We start from the raw sequence: 17,555 nt of genomic DNA, 5'->3' as shown, positions 1-17,555 counted from the left end.
GTCATCCAGTGCCGTCGTTCCGCTATTGCCAAATTAGTTGACTGAGTCCATTAATTGTCGCGACGGACTCGGTCGAGAGCGACGAAAACTATGAGCATACTGGACAGATTTTCACTGGCGGGTCAGGTGGCTCTGGTGACCGGCGGCGGACGTGGTCTGGGCTTCGAAATGGCGCGCGCCCTCGCAGAAGCCGGCGCGCATGTCATCGTCAACGGACGCACGGCGGCGACGTTGGAAGGCGCCGTCAGGACCATCCGGGCCGCGGGCGGCACGGCGGAGGCCGCCGCATTCGACGTCGCCGATCGCGAGGCACAGCGTGCTGCGATGGCCGATGTCGACAGGATCCATGGTCGTCTCGATATTTTGATCAACAATGTCGGCGCCCGCGACCGGCGGCCTCTGGCCGAATTCGACGATGATGCCATCATCGAGCTGCTGCGCACCGACCTGGCGGCGGCCATGACGCTTTCGCGCGACGCTGCCGTGCTGATGAAGCGACGCAATCACGGCCGGCTGATCGCGGTGACCTCGATCAGCGGCCATGTCGTCATGCCCGGCGACTGCGTCTATCCGGCAGCCAAGCAGGGCCTGACCGGCCTGATGCGCGGCATGGCGGTCGAGTTCGGCCCGCACGGCATCACCAGCAACGCGATTGCGCCCGGCTGGTTCGCCACCGAGACGAACGCGGCGATGGCTGCGAACGAGGAATTGATGCCCTTCGTGCGCCAGCGCATCCCGGTCCAGCGCTGGGGACGCCCGGACGAGATCGCCGGCGCGGCGCTCTTTCTGGCAAGCGCCGCCGCTTCCTTCGTCAACGGCCATGTGCTGACGGTCGACGGCGGCATGACGGTCAGGATGTGAGCGGAGCCCGCAGCTGCGGTGGCGCCGGCGTGCCTTTTCGCGTCTGCTGCCAGTCGGCCGAAGTTTGATGTCGACTTGTTAGGTGCGCCTGACAGGTGGGCTGAGTTCGCGTACGAGCTGCTGCAGGCTGCGCTGGTCTTCCGCTCCCGTCTTGTCGTAGATGGCGGCCAGTTGCGATTTCACGGTGCCGTCGGCAACGCCCTGTGCATTTGCGATCTCGGATCGCGTCATACCTTCGGACACGTAGCCGACCACGCGCCGTTCGGCAGGCGTGAGGGCAAAAAGGGCGGCAACGGCTTCGACGGCCGACTGGACCACCGTTCCAGCCGCGGCGAGAAAGATCGCCGCCGCCGCCCGGCTTTCAAAGCGCCCCCTTTCGGTGCGCCGCTGCAACGGCAGAACGTGGGCGACGGCGGGACGCTCCGCCGAGGCAAGGGGAACATCGATCCCAGCGGCTGCGAGACTGATTTCGTCGCGCGCGCCAAGCGCCACTGCGTTGGAAAGGGCGGCGCCTGCATAACTGTAGCGAGCGGCCAGCCGGCCTGAAAGCGAGTGGACCACGTGCTGCTCGCGCAGCCGTGCTTCGGCGGCTTCATTGGCGAAGAGGATTGTCATGTCTTCTGCAACGATGAAGACCGCATGATCAAGGGCGTCGATGACCTCCCTGAGGACGGCGGCTTCGGCGCGCTCCATCTCGAACATGTCGTGGATCGTCACGGCACGGCGGATATGCGGACCGAGCAGCCCGACGATGTCGAAGACACGTCGCTCGCTCGGTTCGTATTGCACCGAAATGTTGATCGTCCCGACACGGGTCGGGCGCTTCAGCACGGCCATGTCGATCGAGTTTAGAACCCCATACCTGGCATGAAAGTTCTGGTGTAGCGCACCGCTTTTCCAGACGGCTTCGCCATCGGGTCCATAGAGGGAGAACATCCGCTCCAGCGTATCCGGCTGATCGATCTCCATTCGGTGGAGAAGGTGGAAGAACGGGACGTCCTTCGCATGCGCGACGAGGGTGCGGATGGCCTCTCCGTCGTCGCAGGCGATCTGGGCCAGCCGTGCGGACCGCGTGGTGGTGTCGAAGACGGCAAGCGTGGTTAGAAAACCATTCACCTGACCATTGATCAGACGAAGAGCGTTTGGCCAGGCATCCTCCCGGGCCACGCAATCATAAATAGCGCCAATAATTTCCGACAGCTGCTGTTCCATGATCACAATCCTGCATCAGCCCGGCCAGCCCGGTCAATTGTCGCCGGCCATGGCGCCTTCATTTCCGGGATTTGCGGAAGATTTCATCCCCCATGCGGGAGATGTTTCATCGCGCGGATTTTTTACAACGCACTGCCGGCCGGAATCCAATCGGCTTGGACAACCAGAAATTGGAGGGCAATCTTCATGAAAGCGACAAAAGCGCCGATCGCGGCGCTTCTCATTATGGCAGCTCTTCCGGCTGCAGCGCTCGGCGGCGGCGGCCTGCCGGAACAGGTCCGGGAGGCCAATGCGCGCTTCCGGGACGTCAACCAGGCCGCCAAGGAAGGCTATTCGCCGATCCCGTGCACCAGCGGCATAGATGGAGGTGCGATGGGTATCCACTATGTCAGTGCCGACCTCATCAAGGATGAGGCCATTGATCTCTCCAGGCCGGAGGCTGTGATGTACGAGCCTGACGAACACGGCAAGATGAAACTTGTCGCTGTCGAATACATCACGACCAAAGGTCCCGCCAATCTCGGCGGCCAGCTGTTCAGTTTCCCGAACGCCCCGAACCGCTACGGCCTTCCGGCTTTCTACGAGTTGCACGTCTGGGCATGGAAGAACAATCCGAAGGGACCGTTCGCCGACATGAACCCTGACGTCAGCTGCCGGCATGCGCACGGTTGATGAAGCTCCAGCTCACTCGAAACATCATGAAAGGATAAAACAATGCCGCAATTCGTTGTCGAACGAAACATTCCAGGTCTCGGGGACATGGACAAGGAAACTCTGCGCGAGATCTCGGCGAAATCCAACGCCGTCGTAGCGTCCCTCGGCGAACCCTATACCTGGATCACCAGCTATGTGACCGGGGACAAGATGTACTGCGTTCATGAGGCCGAGAGCGCGGAAGCGGTCTATCGGCACGCGGAAAAGGGTGGCTTTCCGGCGGATCGGGTGACGGAGATCACGACGCTCATCGGCCCACATTCGGCGCGCTAGGATGTCGGAACCGGCCGGCGAACGAGTCGCCGGCCGGTTCTCCGGGTTGCGATCTTGCCATTGGCACGCGCAAATTCATGGGGATCACAATGAACGAGAAGCTCTTATCCGGCGCGGTCGAGCTGCGACTGCGCAAAGTGATGGCGCTGCTTACCTCTCCGCTGCGCGCCCTTGTCGTCTGGCGGCGCAGGCGATCGGCGGCAAATCGGCTTGGCGCCTTGCCAGATCACATGCTGAAAGACATTGCCTTGTCGAGGGGCGAAATACCCTTCGTCGCCTCCCAGGATGCAGACTGGAGCAGGTTCCGCTAGCGTCTCGTGGCGGGCGTCCGCATCGGGCGTAAAACCTCGCAATGCGTCGATACCGGTATCAATCTCTCTGCCATCTGCCCCGCGGTTGTGGTGGCAGAGTTCGATGGCTAGAAACATCGGTTTGGCCGGGCTATCACTGGATGTCGTGGCGACCCGGTTCGGATTGCCGCCCATTTGCCCGATTTGCCATCATAAGATTGTGGCGGCTCATGTGGAGGTTTAAAAATTAGCAATCATATTCAGTGGCTTATAGAACATGGAATCACAGCCGAGCATATAGCCGAGCTGATAGCCGGATTGTGCGATCGGTTGATCGCGGATGGCTTTCCGATCTGGCGGGGAAGCATTTCAATGCCGTCAATTCATCCCATGTATGGCGGCGTCTCGGCCAATTTCGTGCGCGGCGGTGCGACTACGATCGAGAATGCCGAATATGGCACTGCGGGAGTGCTGAATTTCGAGAAGACCCCGATCTATTTTCTTTTGGGCCGTGGCGAAACGTCAGGTCGCTGGAACATCGCCAAGGGTGAGGGTGTCGATGACTACCCGCAGCTTGCGGAATTCGCGCATAGCGGCGGCACGGATCACCTGGTCAGCCTGCTGGAGTTCCCGAAGGAGGCTGCGCTACGCGGAGTCAGTCTGTCTCTCACAAGCGACAGGCCGGGCGGATTTTCTGATGATCAACTTGCGATCGTCGCGAAGCTCTTCCCGGCGCTGGGGCTGGCTTGTTATCGTATCGCGGCAACGAGAACCGCATCGGATATCCTCGCCGTCTATACAGGCGCCAAGACAAGTGCACGCATCCTCGCAGGCGATATTCAGAGGGGAAAAGGAGGGGCGATCAATGCGGCGATCCTGCTTGCGGACCTGCGAAACTTCACGGCGCTGACCGAGGTTTATCAGCCGGGCGAAATCGCCGGGTTTCTGAATGAACATTTCGAGCTGATCGGCTGGCATGTCGAGGAAAATTCGGGTGAGATCCTCAAGTTCATGGGTGATAGCGTGCTGGCGATCTTTCCGACCGATGCTGAAGATCCGCAAAAGGCCTGCATGGCCGCTCTGGCTTCAGCAAGGAATATTCTAGAAGCCAACAAGGTGCTGAACGGTCAGCGGAGGAATGATGGAGGTCCTGACATCGGCGTCGATGTCGTGCTGCATCTCGGCGAGGTCTTCTACGGAAATATAGGCGCACGCGGCAGGCTTGATTTCACGGTGATCGGCAGCGCCGTCAACGAGGCTTCGCGCCTCGAAAAACTATGCAGCACGCTCGGACATCACCTTCTGATGTCGGAAAGCTTCGCCGTCACCTGCGCCGTCGCCAACGAATGTCTGGGGTCCTTCGAGTTGCGGGGGGTTTCGAAAGCGGTAAACGTGTTCAAGCTCGCCGACGCCGTATCTTGAAGCGTAGATCCGATCGGCGCGACGACGGATCAGATCTCGCCTGAGACCTCGCGACGGCGGCGGTCGAGTTCTTCGCTGTAGCGGCGCAGCGTATAGCTTTCGCTGAGCTGGCCGATCACCTTGCGTTCGATCAGGTTGTTGACGACGGCGAGTGCTTCGCTTTCGCTCTTGTCGAAGATCGCCGCCGCCTGCTTGGCATTCATCTGCGGCTGCAGGAAATCATTGCGATAGCGGATGAAATCGGCAAGCGTCTTGCCCTCGTCCTGCGCATCGGTCGGATTGGCGTAGATCTCCGGAACCAGCACGAGGCCTGCATATTTGTCGCTCTCCTCGACGAGGATGACGCGCTGGGTCGAGCCGATCGGGAAGGCCTTCTTGAACTGCTCCAGCGTGATGCCCGCCTTTGCGGTCTTGACGTCGGCGCGCATCAGCTTGTCGACCGTCAGATTGCGGATCCATCCGACGTCGTGGGCGCTGCGGATGCTTTCTCCGCGCAGATGAAAGCGCCAGGTGGCGAAGGAGTAGCCGAAGGTAGAGCGCACGACGAGCGACGAGGTGATGACGGCAGCGAGCACCAGCGCCGTGATCGGGAAATCGCCGGTGATTTCGAGCGCCAGGAACGTCATGGTCAGCGGCCCGCCGATGACGGCGACGGCAAGCGAACTCATGCCGACCACGGCATAGATGACCGGCGTCAGCGTCGCATCGGCGAAATAGGGGCCGCAATAGGCGAAGAGCTTGCCGAGCAGGGCACCCATGAACAGCGAGGCGAAAAACAGGCCGCCCCTGAAGCCGGAGCCGATGGAGATCGCCGAGGCGAAGGATTTCAACAGGAACAGCCCGATCAGCGTCGGGATCGCCACATCGCGGGAGAGGTTGAGATGCAGTGCGCCGTGGCCGGCCGAGAGCACCTGCGGCGAAATCATCGCCAGCAAGCCGACGACGATGCCGCCGAGAGCCGGGCGGAAGGGCGGGGCGATTGCACTCTTGCGTGCCAGTTCCTCGATGAAGGCGACGCCCTGCATGATCAGGATGCCGACGCCGGCGCAGAAAGCACCGAGCAGCAGCGCCGGGATATAGTCGGCCGGAACGACCGAGCCGAAGCTGCCGATATCGATGGTGAAATCGCTGCCGGCAAGCAGCCTTGCGATCAGGGTGGAGACAAGGGCGGAGACGACGACAGGCGTCAGCGAGACGATCGTATAGGTGCCGATGATCAGCTCGAAAGCATAGAAAGCACCGGTCAGCGGCGCGTTGAAGGCGGCGGCAATGGCGCCGGCTGCGCCGCAGCCGACGAGGATGCGCAGATCCGGCCGGCGCAGTTGCAGCTTCAGGCCGAATTTCGAGGCGAGGCCGGCAGCAAGCTGGGTGTAGCCGGCCTCAAGGCCGACCGAGGCACCGAAGCCGTTGGAAATCAGGTTCTGCACGGCAACGATGATGCTGTCGGTCAAGGACAGACGGCCGCCATGCAGGGCATTGGCCTCGATCGGGTCGACCATCGGCTTTTTGCGCCTTTTCGCCAGCACGAAGAGCAGCAGGCCAAGCAGGATGCCGCCGATAACGGGCGCGCTGAGCAGCAGCATCTTGTTCTCAATTTCGGACCCGCTCAGTCGCTCGCTGTCGGCGATGCCGAAGACCAGCTGGTGCAGTTCGTTGGACACGTAGCTCATGCCGGTGACGGCAAGGCCAGAGGTGATACCGACGACCGCGCCCGCCAACGACAGGCCGACCTCGCTGCGGCGGGTCAGCGCGCGCAGCCGTCCCGGATCGAAGAAAACACGCAGCGCGCGGAAACGGCGCCGATCCAATTTCATAAGCATGGTGAGACAACTAGGCAGAGAGAGGCCCGGTCAAGGGCGAAGGCGCAGTCCGCTTGCGACCTAATTGCGGCGAAAAGCCGGCGCGGGGGATAAATATTTATGACGTAAGTCTCTGATAAATGAAGATAATGTTGGTAGAGTTAGTCGTGTTGCCGTGAGTGTCCCAACTCGCCAGCTTTTGACCGGTCTTCAGCGCTGGTTGACTTCACCTCTGAGCTTGCCTAACCATCCCTGCTAACGGATGGTCGACTGACCATCCTGACATAACGGATGGTTCCGGATCGGTGTACGCCCTTCCGGATGAAAAGGGAATGTGACGGGGCGGACCCAAGCCGGGCGCCTTCATCACAGCCGACCCCGCGACTGTAGAGCGGTCAGGGTCTTCCATCCGGCACTAAGCCCTTCCGGCCGGCGGCTTGCAATCATGCAAGCGGGCGGGACGGGCGACATGCCGGAAAAGCCACTGGATATGCATGGTGATCAACCGGGGTCGGACGCCTCTCAATCTACGAATCGTCCACCTTTTCACTGATGCAGCCGGGAAGGCGAGGATGATCCGCTGGCACGATCAGGGCGACCGGTTTCCGGTCCGCCCCGATCGCGGCCGATAACCGCGAGCCAGGAGACCTGCCATGCGTGCCGGGCGAGAAGCCCACACCTGGGCACTATGCCCGTTGCCAGCACGGAGGTTGTCTTGGCTCAACGATTGAATTCGGCGCAGCCTGGTGCGGCGCATGCCACGCCTCCAAGTAGCGCTGCAAGAGGAGTGTTTTCGGCCGCTTATGTCGAATGCTGGGGTGTCACACCCTCAGTAGCCGAGAAAGGTGCACTCGGAACAAGCCACGGCTATGCACTCTCCCTGAGGGGCGTTTGAGTATGACCGCCACCTTCATCCTCGGCGGCGCACGTTCCGGCAAATCCCGGTTCGCCGAAGACCTCGTGACGGCGACCGGCCTCGACCGTCACTATGTCGCGACCGGCCGTGCATGGGACGAGGAGATGCAGGCGCGCATCGCCCAACACAAGGCTGATCGCGGTCCGTCCTGGACGACGCATGAGGAGCCACTCGATCTTGTCGGCAAGCTCACCGCCATCGACGGACCGGGCCGCATCGTGCTGGTCGACTGTCTGACGCTCTGGGTCACCAATCTGATGATAGAGGAGCGGAACATGGCGGCGGAATTCGCCGCCCTTGCCGATTTCCTGCCCGCCGTGAAAGCGCGGCTCGTTTTCGTTTCCAATGAGGTCGGTCTCGGCATCGTGCCTGACAATCGCATGGCGCGGGATTTTCGCGATCATACCGGCCGTTTGCACCAATCGATCGCGGCGAAGGCCGCCGAAGTTTATTTCATCGCGGCAGGCCTGTCGCTGAAAATGAAGGGTTAAGTCCATGAACCAGCAGAAGATTCCTGCAACCGTCATCACCGGCTTCCTCGGTGCCGGCAAGACGACGATGATCCGCAACCTGCTCACCAATGCCGGCGGCAAGAAGATTGCGCTCATCATCAATGAATTCGGCGATCTCGGCGTTGACGGCGACGTGCTGAAAGGCTGCGGTGCGGAGAATTGCACCGAGGACGACATCATCGAGCTGACCAATGGCTGCATCTGCTGCACCGTTGCGGACGATTTCATCCCGACGATGACGAAGCTGCTCGAGCGCGAGCAGAGGCCCGACCATATCGTCATCGAGACTTCTGGTCTTGCCCTGCCGCAGCCGCTGGTCGCCGCCTTCAACTGGCCCGACATCCGCACCCATGTGACCGTCGACGGCGTCATCACGGTGGTCGACAGCGCCGCCGTTGCCGCCGGCCGCTTCGCCGACGACCATGATGCCGTCGATGCGCGCCGCGCCGAGGATGAATCGCTCGATCACGAGAGCCCGATCGAGGAGCTGTTCGAGGACCAGCTGACCTGCGCCGACCTCATCGTGCTCAACAAGACAGACCTCATCGATGCTGCGGGCCTTATCAGGGTGCGAGACGAGGTCGCCTCCCGCACGGTGCGCAAGCCTGTGATGATCGAGGCGCGGAATGGCGAGGTGTCGGCTGGCATTCTGCTCGGCCTCGGCGTCGGCACGGAGGACGATGTCGCCAATCGCAAGTCGCATCACGAGCTGGAGCATGAAGACGGTGCGCCGCACGACCATGATGAATTCGACAGCTTCGTCGTCGATCTCGGACCCATTGCCGATCCCGCCGGCTTCGTCGAAGCGCTGAAGGACATCATATCAGCCCATGACGTGCTGCGTCTCAAGGGTTTCGTCGACGTTTCAGGCAAGCCGATGCGCCTGCAGCTCCAGGCCGTCGGCAGCCGCATCGACCATTATTTCGACCGCGCCTGGGTAGCCGGAGAAAAGCGCGGCACACGCCTCGTCGTCATTGGCCTGCACGAAATGGACCAGGGCGCGGTGAGGGCAGCGATCGAAGCGCTGGCATAGACCGATGCATCTGCTTCTGGCCCAGCAGGGAACGATCAGCGACGGCGAGGAGGCAATCGACCTCGGGCAGACGCCGGGCGATATCCTGTTCCTGTCGGCGGCCGACAGCGAGCTTGTAGCGATCGCCGCCGCCCATCGCGATCGCGGGGCGGGGCCTTCGCTCCGGCTCGCCAGCCTGATGAGCCTGAAGCATCCGATGTCTGTTGATACCTATGTCGAGCGCACGGCGCGGCATGCGAAGCTGATCATCGTGCGTGCGCTCGGCGGCGCCAGCTATTTCCACTACGCGCTGGAAGCGCTGCATGCGGCGGCGGCGCGTTCAGGTGCGCTGATCGCGGTGCTACCGGGTGACGCCAGGCCTGATGCGGGGCTGGTGCCTTTCTCCAATATTGACCTCGACGATCTCAACGCGCTCTGGGCCTATCTGATCGAGGGCGGCGATGCCAATGCGCGGGCCTTTCTCGATTATGCCGAGGCGATGTTGTCTGGCGCGGAGAAGCCGGCGGCGGCTGTGCCTTTGATGAAGGCGGGTATTTGGTGGCCGGGGCGGGGGTTGATCGGGGTCGAGGAGTGGCTGCGGGTTGTTGCGGAGGTGTCTTTGGGTGTGGTGCCCGCCTTATCCGCAGAGATCGAGATACCCCCCTCTGTCCTGCCGGACATCTCCCCCACAAGGGGGGAGATTGGCAAGTTGCCAGGGCTTCCCATAAAAGAACCGTTTGAAGATGCAGCACCTTCGGCTGGGGAGATGGAACGAGACCTATCATCCCTGATCTCCCCCCTTGTGGGGGAGATGTCCGGCAGGACAGAGGGGGGTACCTCAGGTTCGACGGAAGAGGTGGAATTCGAACCCACATCTCGCCCCATCGTCGCCATTAGCTTCTACCGCGCCCTCGTCCAAAGCGGCGAGACCGGGCCGATCGAAGCTCTGATCGAAGCGCTGATGACACTCGGCCTCCGCCCGCTGCCGGTCTTTGCCTATAGCCTCAAGGATCCGGTTTCCACAGGCATTCTCGAAAGCGTGTTTTCGACGCTGAAACCCGATGTCGTCATCAACACGACCGGCTTTGCGGTCTCGGCACCGGGTGCGGACCGGCAGCCGACGGTGCTGGAGGCGAATGAGGCGATCGTGCTGCAGGCGATCCTGTCGGCCTCGTCCAGGGAGGCATGGGCAGCTTCCTCGCAGGGCTTGTCGGCGCGCGATCTCGGCATGAACGTGGCACTGCCTGAAGTCGATGGCCGGGTGCTGGCGCGGGCGGTCTCCTTCAAGACGGCGGCACGGTACGATGCGCTGGTCGAGACGAATATCGTCGCCAGCCAGGCCGATGCCGGCCGGGTGCGCTATACGGCGGAGCTTGCCGCCAATTGGGCGCGGCTGCGGAAGACTTCCGCCGGCGACCGGCGCATCGCGCTCGTCATGGCGAACTATCCGAACCGCGATGGCCGGCTCGGAAACGGCGTCGGCTTGGATACGCCTGAAGGCACCGTCGAGGTGCTTCGCGCCATGCGATCGGCGGAGTATCCGGTCGCCGAGATTCCCGCCGACGGCGATGCGCTGATCCGCCATCTGATGGAAGGGCCGACCAATTCCGGTTCCGAGGGAAAGATCATCCGCGAGACGCTTTCCCTGAGTCTGTACAACAGCTTCCTGGAATCTCTTCCCAACAAGATTCAGGATGAGGTGAGAGCCCGCTGGGGCGATCCCGAAGATGATCCGTATTTTCGCGAAGGCATCTTCGCCCTGCCTTTCGCCCGTTTCGGCGAGGTCCTCGTCGGCATCCAGCCGGCGCGCGGCTTCAATATCGATCCGAAGGAGAGCTACCATTCGCCGGATCTCGTGCCGCCGCACGGTTATCTCGCCTTCTATGCTTTCCTGCGCGTGAAATTCGGCGCTCATGCCGTCATCCATATGGGCAAGCATGGCAATCTCGAATGGCTGCCCGGCAAGGCGCTGGCGCTGTCTGAAAGCTGTTATCCCGAGGCGATCCTGGGGCCGCTGCCGCATCTCTATCCTTTCATCGTCAACGATCCGGGTGAGGGCACGCAGGCCAAGCGCCGAAGTGCGGCCGTCATCATCGACCACCTGACGCCGCCTCTGACGCGAGCAGAAAGCTATGGGCCGCTGAAGGATCTGGAGGCGCTGGTCGACGAATATTACGAGGCGTCGGGCGGCGATCCCCGCCGCATTCGTCTGCTCAGCCGGCAGATCCTCGAGCTCGTTGCCGATATCGGCCTCGACCGGGATGCCGGGATTGCCAAGGGCGAAAGCGAAGGCGAGGCGCTGAAGAAGCTCGACGCCTATCTCTGCGACCTCAAGGAAATGCAGATCCGCGACGGGCTGCATGTCTTCGGTGTGTCGCCCGAGGGGCGGCTGCTGACCGACCTGACCGTAGCGCTGGCGCGGGTGCCGCGTGGGCTGGGTGAGGGTGGGGATGCGAGTTTGCAGCGGGCGATTGCGGCGGATGCGGGCTTGGGCGGCGGCATGCGGGGGATACCCCCCTCTGCCCTGCCAGACATCTCCCCCACAAGGGGGGAGATCGGGGATGAGAGGCCTCGCTTAATCTCATGTGTCGAAGGTGCGGCATCTTCAAACGGTTCTTTTTCGGGAAACCCAAGAGACTTGCCGATCTCCGCCCTTGTGGGGGAGATGTCCGGCAGGGCAGAGGGGGGTGCCTCCATCTTCGACCCTCTCAACACCGAAATGGCCGCTCCCTGGACCGGCCCACGTCCAGATATCCTCGCAGATATTCTTGACGCCCCATGGCGAACCAACGGAGACACCGTCGAGCGTATCGAACTGCTCGCCTCAAAGTTCGTCTCCGGCGAGATAGAGTGCCCGGCCCTCTGGTCTCAAACCGGGTTGGTACTCTCCGAGATCGAAACCCGCCTCAAACCTTCCATTCTCGCCTGCGGCCCGGCCGAAATCGCCGGCCTGCTCAAAGGGCTCGACGGCCGGTTCGTGGCGCCCGGACCCTCGGGCGCGCCGACGCGCGGGCGGCCTGATGTGCTGCCGACGGGTCGCAATTTCTACTCGGTCGACAGCCGCGCCGTGCCGACCCCGGCGGCCTACGAGCTTGGCAAGAAATCGGCGGAGTTGCTGGTACGCCGCTATGTGCAGGATCACGGCGAATGGCCTGTCTCCTTCGGGCTGACGGCGTGGGGCACGTCGAACATGCGCACCGGCGGCGACGATATCGCCCAGGCGCTGGCGCTGATCGGCGTCAAGCCGCTCTGGGACATGAGTTCACGACGCGTCACCGGCTACGAGATCATTGCGCCGGCGATGTTGCGACGGCCGCGCGTCGACGTGACGCTCAGGATCTCCGGCTTCTTTCGCGATGCTTTTCCCGAGCAGATCGCGCTGTTCGACAAGGCGATCCGCGCCGTCGGCGCGCTGGAGGAGGATGCCGACGACAATCCCATCGCTGTGCGGATGCGCGGCGAGGCGGCTAGGCTTGCGGCCGCCGGCCTCGACGAGGTGTCGGCTAAACGGCGGGCAGGCTACCGTGTGTTCGGCTCGAAACCCGGCGCTTACGGCGCCGGATTGCAGGCGCTGATCGACGAGAAGGGTTGGGAACGGCGCGCCGATCTCGCCGAGGCCTATCTCGTTTGGGGCAGCTATGCCTATGGCGCCGGTGAGGAGGGCAAGGCCGAACGCGGCCTGTTCGAAGAACGGCTGCGCTCGGTGCAAGCCGTCATTCAGAACCAGGACAATCGTGAGCACGACCTGCTCGACAGCGACGATTATTACCAGTTCGAGGGCGGCATGGCCGCCGCCGCAGAACAGCTCACCGGCGCACGGCCTTCGATCTATCACAACGACCATTCCAGGCCGGAGCGGCCGGTGATCCGCTCGCTGGAGGAGGAGATCGGCCGCGTCGTGCGAGGTCGCGTCGTCAATCCGAAATGGATCGCAGGCGTCATGCGCCACGGCTATAAGGGGGCGGCCGAGATCGCCGCCACCGTCGACTATCTCTTTGCCTTTTCGGCGACGACAGGGGCGGTCGGCGAACATCACTTCGAGGCCGTCTACCAGGCCTTCGTCGCCGATCCCGCCGTGCGCGATTTCATGATCGAGAAGAACCCGGCGGCATTCGACGAGATGAGAGAGCGTCTGTGCGAAGCGATCGAGCGCAGCCTCTGGACGCCGCGCAGCAATTCGGCCCGGTTCGACCTGGCTGCAAACAACAGAATGAGGTGAACCAATGAGCGACGAGACCACGAACGCCGAGATCGGAGAAGCCGGGAGCGGCAAGGACGATGCGCGCCACGCCGAGAAGATGGCGAAAAAGAAGGCCGCGCGCGACAAGATCATGGCCACCAAGACGGATGGCAAGGGGCTGATCATCGTCCATACCGGCAAGGGCAAGGGCAAGTCGTCGTCTGCCTTTGGGATGATCTTCCGCCACATCGCCCATGGCAAGCCGTCTGCCGTCGTGCAGTTCATCAAGGGCGCGATGTGGACCGGCGAGCGAGACCTGATCGAGAAGCATTTCTCCGATCTCTGCCAGTTCCACACGATGGGCGAGGGATTCACCTGGGAAACGCAGGACCGCGCCCGCGATGTCGCCGCAGCGGCGGCCGCTTGGGAAAAGGCCAAGGAACTGATCCGCGACGAGCGCAATTCCATGGTGCTGCTCGACGAGATCAATATCGCGTTGCGTTACGACTATCTCGACATCAACGAAGTCGTCGCCTTTCTGAAGAGCGAGAAGCCCCATATGACGCATGTCGTGCTGACGGGGCGCAACGCCAAGGAAGAATTGATCGAAATCGCCGATCTGGTGACCGAGATGGAACTCGTCAAACACCCCTTCCGCTCCGGCATCAAGGGTCAACCGGGCGTGGAGTTCTGAGGCGGTCAGTTGAGCGCGAGGCTGCGCAGGATGGCAGCCGTTTCCTCATCCGCCGGGAAGAAGGATTCGACCGCGAGTTCCGACAAAGTGATTTCGACGGGCGTGCCGAAGACAGTCGTTGTCGAGATCAGGGAAAGCAAGCCGGCCTTGGTTGAAAGCTGAAGGGGAACGGCGATGCCGGCATAGTCGGTATGGACCTCGCCAGCAGTTTTAGGCGCTGGATAGGACAGCAACTCCTTCAAAAGCTTGTCCAACATTGGATCGCCCGAAGCCGAGAACTGCTGGCGCAGCCTGCCGATAAGGTGGGCGCGCCACTCGGAAAGGTTTTTGATATGAGGCGCCAATCCTTGTGGATGCAGGCTGAGGCGCAGTACGTTGACGGGTGGCGTGAGCAGAGACTGGTCGGAAACGGCTGAGAGCAGCGGAGCGAGGGCCGCATTGGCCGCGATGAGTGTCCAATGGCGGTCGACAGCGATTGCTGGGAAGGGCTCGTGCCCTTTCAACACCATGTCGATGGCGCGACGAGCCGGTTCCAATGCGGGATCGTCGAGTGCGCGTTCGGCAAAAACAGGAGCGAAACCCGCCGCGAGCAGCAGCGGGTTCCGATCGCGAAGGGGTACGTCGAGCCGTTCGGCAAGATGCAGCAGCATGTCGCGGCTCGGTGTCGAGCGCCCGCTCTCGATGAAGCTCAGATGCCGCTGCGAGATCTCCGCCTCCAGCGCGAGGTTGAGCTGGCTCATGCGGCGGCGCTGGCGCCATTCGCGCAGATGGTCTCCAAGGGAGCGGGCGGTCGGCGTCATCAGGCGGCTTCCGGCAGGAAATCTATGAAACCGCGGACGGATTTCAGCTTGCCGCCTTCGAGTTCGGCGAAATCCGTGCCCTTGATCAGCGCATCGCCGTTTTCCGGGCCGAGGCCCCAGGAGAAGCGCAGGTTGTCGCCGTAGCCGTCGGCCGCGCCGATCAGGGCGAAGCGGAAGCCTGGGAAGCGGCTTTGCACCGCCTCGACCAGGGAATTGATCTGCTCATGGCCTTCGCCGCGCATCAGCGGGTCGATATAGGTGGCGGCTTTGCTCCAGCTCTCGGCGATGAGAGCGCGACGGCGAGCGGCATCCGTCTCATTCCAGATGGCGAGATAGCGCTCTGCGTTGGTGTTTGCGTCGTTCATCGGGTCATCTCCTTTTGATCGCCCATCAGTTCCAGGCAGTCCGATCATGCGGGAAGGCGATGCATCTTATCAATTACGCCAGAGGTAATGGAATATGGTCGAGGGGTCCTGTCAGACACCGAGCCAGACACGCAGAGGATTTGCCGGGTCGGCGAGCAGCTTTACCGCAAGGGCCACGCAGACGATCACGAGCAGCGGCTTGATGAGCTTTGCGCCGATGCGCATGGCCAGCCGCGAGCCCAGCTGCGCGCCGAGGAACTGGCAAGCACCCATCAGCAGGCCGATCTTCCAGAGTATCGCGCCGAAGCTTGCGAAGACGATCAGCGCGCCGAAATTCGAGCCGAGATTGAGAAGCTTGGTGTGGGCCGTCGCCTTCAGCATGCCGAAGCCGGCGAGCGTGACGAAGGCCAGCATGAAGAAGGAGCCCGTGCCCGGGCCGAAGACGCCGTCATAGAAGCCGATGACAGGCACCAGCGTCAGGCCGAAGGTAAAGGGGGTCATGCGGCGGTGGGTGTCGAGGTCGTTGAGGTTCGGCTTGACGGCGAAGAAGATGGCGATCGTCATCAGAAGCACCGGCATGATGGCCTGCAACACCTGGCCTGGAACGATCGTGGCGAGTGCCGCGCCGAGCGAACCGCCCATGACAGCCATCAGCGCCATCGGCAATTGTTCCGCAAGCTGCACATGGCCCTTGCGGGCATAGGCGATCGTGGCCGACGCCGCGCCGAAGAGGGACTGCACCTTGTTGGTGCCGAGGGTCTGGAGCGGCGGAATGCCCGCGATCAGCATGATGGGGACGGTGATGAGGCCGCCGCCGCCGGCAATGGAATCGACCAACCCGGCAAAGAATGCCACGGCGCAGAGCAGCAGAAGCAGATGGAAGGCGATATCGGGCAAGGTGGTTTTCCGGACAGGGATTTCGGACGGCCTTGTTGCATTTGCCGCCCCAAGCTGCAATGGCTGCAAAGACATGGGCAGGGCGTATTTGACGGTTTCCATGAGCGATATCTCTTTCGATACGGCGAGGCGCCACGTGCTCGGGCTCGGCTGCGAGCGCGGCACGCCGCCTGCCGAGATGCTGGCGCTTGCGATCGAAGCGCTCGACGCAGCCACTATAAGCGTGGCGGAACTCACAGCCATTGCCTCGATCGACAGCCGAAGACTGGAGCCTGCGATCCTTGCCGTTGCCGCGCATTTTTCCGTGCCTGCCGTGTTTTTCGGCGCGCTGCGGCTCGAGGAGGAGACGTCGCGACTGGCGAATCCTTCTGCGATCGTCTTTGCCCGCGTCGGCTGCCATGGAGTCTCCGAGGCAGCTGCGCTGGCGGCTGCGGGGCCGGATGCCGAGCTTGCTGTCGCCAAGATCAAATCTGCACATGCGACGGCGGCCGTGGCCCGCTGCGGGTTGCAGAAAGCCTGACGGACGTTATGCTGGCCGCAACGCGCGGCGCCGTCCGGCAGCTTCACGGTTCACATCTAGAGGATATCTCATGCACAAGGTCATCTATGACACTGACCCTGGCGTCGACGACGCCATGGCGCTTCTGTTTCTGCATCGTCATCCCGAAATCGACCTTCTCGGCATCACCACGGTCTTCGGCAACGCCTCGGTCGAGACGACGACGCGCAATGCGCTCTTCCTCAAGCGCGAATGGAATATTGCGGCACCCGTTTCCAAAGGCGCCAGCGTCACCATCGATTCCGCGCGCGCGGAACGGCCGTGGCCGGCGATGGTGCATGGCGAGAACGGCCTCGGCGATATCGATGTGCCTGAGACGATCGACCTGCCGCTCGATCCGCGCCCGGCGCATCGCTTTATCATCGACACGGTGCGCGCTCATCCGGGCGAAGTGCGACTCGTCGCCGTTGGCCGAATGACCAATCTGGCGCTGGCGCTGAAGGAAGATCCCGAGATTGCGACGCTGGCCAAGGACGTCGTCATCATGGGCGGCAATTTTTATGTGCCGGGCAATGTCTCGCCCGTCGCCGAGGCCAATATCCACGGTGATCCTGAGGCTGCCGACATCGTCATGACCGCGCCCTGGAAGGTGGCCGTCATCGGCCTCGACGTCACCGCGATCACCACGATGAGCCGCAGCTATCTCGGCGATATGGCGGCTAGGGGCGACAAGGCGGTCAAGCAGCTCGACGCACTCTCGCAGTCCTACATCGATTTCTACAAGCACGCGGTTGAAGACGGCATGATGGTGCATGACAGCTGCGCCTGCGTCTATGTCGTGGTGCCGGAGCTGTTCTCGTCGATATCGGGTGCGGTGCGCGTCGTCTGCGGCGGCATCGCCGACGGTCAGACGATCGTCAGGCCGGACGCCCGGCGTTTTCCGCCTGACGGCGCTTGGGATGGTCTGCCGAGCCAAGTCGTCTGCACCGGCATTGAATCGGAGAAGGTCCTCGACCTCATCCGCAGCACGCTGCTTGCAGCCTGAGGGATGGGAAAGCCGGCGGCATCGCGCCGGATTTCTCGATATATGATAATATATTCATATTGTT

Annotated in this window: 15 protein-coding genes, 1 pseudogene and 1 riboswitch; of the genes and pseudogenes, 11 read left to right on the top strand and 5 right to left on the bottom strand. The window is 62.4% G+C overall.

Annotation, left to right across the window (positions count from 1 at the left end):
• Positions 1-90: 90 nt before the first annotated feature.
• Positions 91-861, top strand: a complete 771-nt coding sequence (locus RLCC275e_RS12060; RefSeq protein WP_033182225.1) for an SDR family oxidoreductase — start codon at positions 91-93, stop codon at positions 859-861.
• 78 nt (positions 862-939) lie between these two features.
• On the opposite strand, the gene RLCC275e_RS12055 is transcribed toward RLCC275e_RS12060, so the two are convergent.
• Entirely contained in the window at positions 940-2,073 is a 1,134-nt protein-coding gene (locus tag RLCC275e_RS12055; protein WP_033182226.1) for a helix-turn-helix transcriptional regulator, read from the bottom strand.
• A 186-nt stretch (positions 2,074-2,259) separates the two neighbouring features.
• Between RLCC275e_RS12055 and RLCC275e_RS12050 the strand changes: the two genes are divergently transcribed.
• The 4 genes and pseudogenes from RLCC275e_RS12050 (at position 2,260) to RLCC275e_RS12035 (ending at position 4,772) form a co-directional block, all read left to right on the top strand.
• On the top strand, positions 2,260-2,745 hold the full coding sequence (locus RLCC275e_RS12050) for a hypothetical protein (protein WP_033182227.1): 486 nt from the start codon (positions 2,260-2,262) through the stop codon (positions 2,743-2,745).
• A gap of 42 nt (positions 2,746-2,787) precedes the next feature.
• The gene (locus RLCC275e_RS12045) at positions 2,788-3,060 is read left to right on the top strand and encodes a DUF4242 domain-containing protein (protein ID WP_003560176.1); all 273 of its coding nucleotides are present in this window, start codon (positions 2,788-2,790) and stop codon (positions 3,058-3,060) included.
• 89 nt (positions 3,061-3,149) lie between these two features.
• Positions 3,150-3,371, top strand: coding sequence for a DUF1127 domain-containing protein (locus RLCC275e_RS12040; RefSeq protein ID WP_033182444.1), 222 nt, complete (start codon positions 3,150-3,152; stop codon positions 3,369-3,371).
• Positions 3,372-3,474: 103 nt separating this feature from the next.
• Positions 3,475-4,772, top strand: a pseudogene (locus RLCC275e_RS12035) (adenylate/guanylate cyclase domain-containing protein).
• A gap of 29 nt (positions 4,773-4,801) precedes the next feature.
• Here the strand turns inward: RLCC275e_RS12035 and RLCC275e_RS12030 are convergent.
• Positions 4,802-6,592: a chloride channel protein gene (locus RLCC275e_RS12030; RefSeq protein ID WP_033182229.1), complete on the bottom strand. Its 1,791-nt coding sequence runs from the start codon at positions 6,590-6,592 to the stop codon at positions 4,802-4,804.
• 254 nt (positions 6,593-6,846) lie between these two features.
• Positions 6,847-7,241, top strand: a riboswitch (cobalamin riboswitch).
• Positions 7,242-7,468: 227 nt separating this feature from the next.
• Here RLCC275e_RS12030 and cobU point away from each other — a divergent pair.
• The 4 genes from cobU to cobO are packed head-to-tail and all read left to right on the top strand — an operon-like array spanning position 7,469 to position 13,885.
• Entirely contained in the window at positions 7,469-7,978 is a 510-nt protein-coding gene (gene cobU / locus RLCC275e_RS12025) for a bifunctional adenosylcobinamide kinase/adenosylcobinamide-phosphate guanylyltransferase (RefSeq protein WP_033182230.1), read from the top strand.
• Between the two features lie 4 nt (positions 7,979-7,982).
• The gene (cobW, locus tag RLCC275e_RS12020) at positions 7,983-9,032 is read left to right on the top strand and encodes a cobalamin biosynthesis protein CobW (RefSeq protein WP_033182231.1); all 1,050 of its coding nucleotides are present in this window, start codon (positions 7,983-7,985) and stop codon (positions 9,030-9,032) included.
• Positions 9,033-9,036: 4 nt separating this feature from the next.
• Positions 9,037-13,230, top strand: a complete 4,194-nt coding sequence (gene cobN, locus RLCC275e_RS12015; RefSeq protein WP_033182232.1) for a cobaltochelatase subunit CobN — start codon at positions 9,037-9,039, stop codon at positions 13,228-13,230.
• Between the two features lie 4 nt (positions 13,231-13,234).
• A complete protein-coding gene (gene cobO, locus RLCC275e_RS12010; RefSeq protein ID WP_003560162.1) occupies positions 13,235-13,885 on the top strand; it encodes a cob(I)yrinic acid a,c-diamide adenosyltransferase in 651 nt (216 codons plus the stop codon).
• A 5-nt stretch (positions 13,886-13,890) separates the two neighbouring features.
• Here cobO and RLCC275e_RS12005 read toward each other — a convergent pair whose 3' ends face one another.
• From RLCC275e_RS12005 to RLCC275e_RS11995, 3 genes are all read right to left on the bottom strand, one after another.
• On the bottom strand, positions 13,891-14,685 hold the full coding sequence (locus RLCC275e_RS12005) for a helix-turn-helix domain-containing protein (RefSeq protein WP_033182233.1): 795 nt from the start codon (positions 14,683-14,685) through the stop codon (positions 13,891-13,893).
• Positions 14,685-15,098 (bottom strand): nuclear transport factor 2 family protein, encoded by a 414-nt coding sequence (locus RLCC275e_RS12000; protein ID WP_171816948.1) that lies wholly within the window; start codon positions 15,096-15,098, stop codon positions 14,685-14,687. Before RLCC275e_RS12000 ends, RLCC275e_RS12005 begins: the two co-directional genes overlap by 1 nt.
• A 63-nt stretch (positions 15,099-15,161) precedes the next feature.
• Complete coding sequence (locus tag RLCC275e_RS11995) at positions 15,162-15,947, bottom strand: TSUP family transporter (RefSeq protein ID WP_033182235.1); 786 nt, start codon at positions 15,945-15,947, stop codon at positions 15,162-15,164.
• 100 nt (positions 15,948-16,047) lie between these two features.
• On the opposite strand from RLCC275e_RS11995, the gene RLCC275e_RS11990 reads away from it, so the two are divergent.
• Entirely contained in the window at positions 16,048-16,467 is a 420-nt protein-coding gene (locus tag RLCC275e_RS11990) for a cobalamin biosynthesis protein (protein WP_033182445.1), read from the top strand.
• Between the two features lie 70 nt (positions 16,468-16,537).
• Positions 16,538-17,491, top strand: coding sequence for a nucleoside hydrolase (locus tag RLCC275e_RS11985; protein WP_033182236.1), 954 nt, complete (start codon positions 16,538-16,540; stop codon positions 17,489-17,491).
• Positions 17,492-17,555 lie beyond the last annotated feature (64 nt).

The sequence above is a fragment of the Rhizobium brockwellii genome (assembly GCF_000769405.2).
Classification (GTDB): Bacteria; Pseudomonadota; Alphaproteobacteria; order Rhizobiales; family Rhizobiaceae; genus Rhizobium; species Rhizobium brockwellii.
This window is presented reverse-complemented; position numbering and strand designations above follow the sequence as displayed.

Excerpts from the sequence above, each read along its gene's own strand:
- RLCC275e_RS12060 (WP_033182225.1), top strand. The coding sequence starts at position 91 with ATGAGCATACTGGACAGATTTTCACTGGCGGGTCAGGTGGCTCTGGTG.
- RLCC275e_RS12055 (WP_033182226.1), bottom strand. The coding sequence starts at position 2,073 with ATGGAACAGCAGCTGTCGGAAATTATTGGCGCTATTTATGATTGCGTG.
- RLCC275e_RS12050 (WP_033182227.1), top strand. The coding sequence starts at position 2,260 with ATGAAAGCGACAAAAGCGCCGATCGCGGCGCTTCTCATTATGGCAGCT.
- RLCC275e_RS12045 (WP_003560176.1), top strand. The coding sequence starts at position 2,788 with ATGCCGCAATTCGTTGTCGAACGAAACATTCCAGGTCTCGGGGACATG.
- RLCC275e_RS12040 (WP_033182444.1), top strand. The coding sequence starts at position 3,150 with ATGAACGAGAAGCTCTTATCCGGCGCGGTCGAGCTGCGACTGCGCAAA.
- RLCC275e_RS12030 (WP_033182229.1), bottom strand. The coding sequence starts at position 6,592 with ATGCTTATGAAATTGGATCGGCGCCGTTTCCGCGCGCTGCGTGTTTTC.
- cobU (WP_033182230.1), top strand. The coding sequence starts at position 7,469 with ATGACCGCCACCTTCATCCTCGGCGGCGCACGTTCCGGCAAATCCCGG.
- cobW (WP_033182231.1), top strand. The coding sequence starts at position 7,983 with ATGAACCAGCAGAAGATTCCTGCAACCGTCATCACCGGCTTCCTCGGT.
- cobN (WP_033182232.1), top strand. The coding sequence starts at position 9,037 with ATGCATCTGCTTCTGGCCCAGCAGGGAACGATCAGCGACGGCGAGGAG.
- cobO (WP_003560162.1), top strand. The coding sequence starts at position 13,235 with ATGAGCGACGAGACCACGAACGCCGAGATCGGAGAAGCCGGGAGCGGC.
- RLCC275e_RS12005 (WP_033182233.1), bottom strand. The coding sequence starts at position 14,685 with ATGACGCCGACCGCCCGCTCCCTTGGAGACCATCTGCGCGAATGGCGC.
- RLCC275e_RS12000 (WP_171816948.1), bottom strand. The coding sequence starts at position 15,098 with ATGATCGGACTGCCTGGAACTGATGGGCGATCAAAAGGAGATGACCCG.
- RLCC275e_RS11990 (WP_033182445.1), top strand. The coding sequence starts at position 16,048 with ATGAGCGATATCTCTTTCGATACGGCGAGGCGCCACGTGCTCGGGCTC.
- RLCC275e_RS11985 (WP_033182236.1), top strand. The coding sequence starts at position 16,538 with ATGCACAAGGTCATCTATGACACTGACCCTGGCGTCGACGACGCCATG.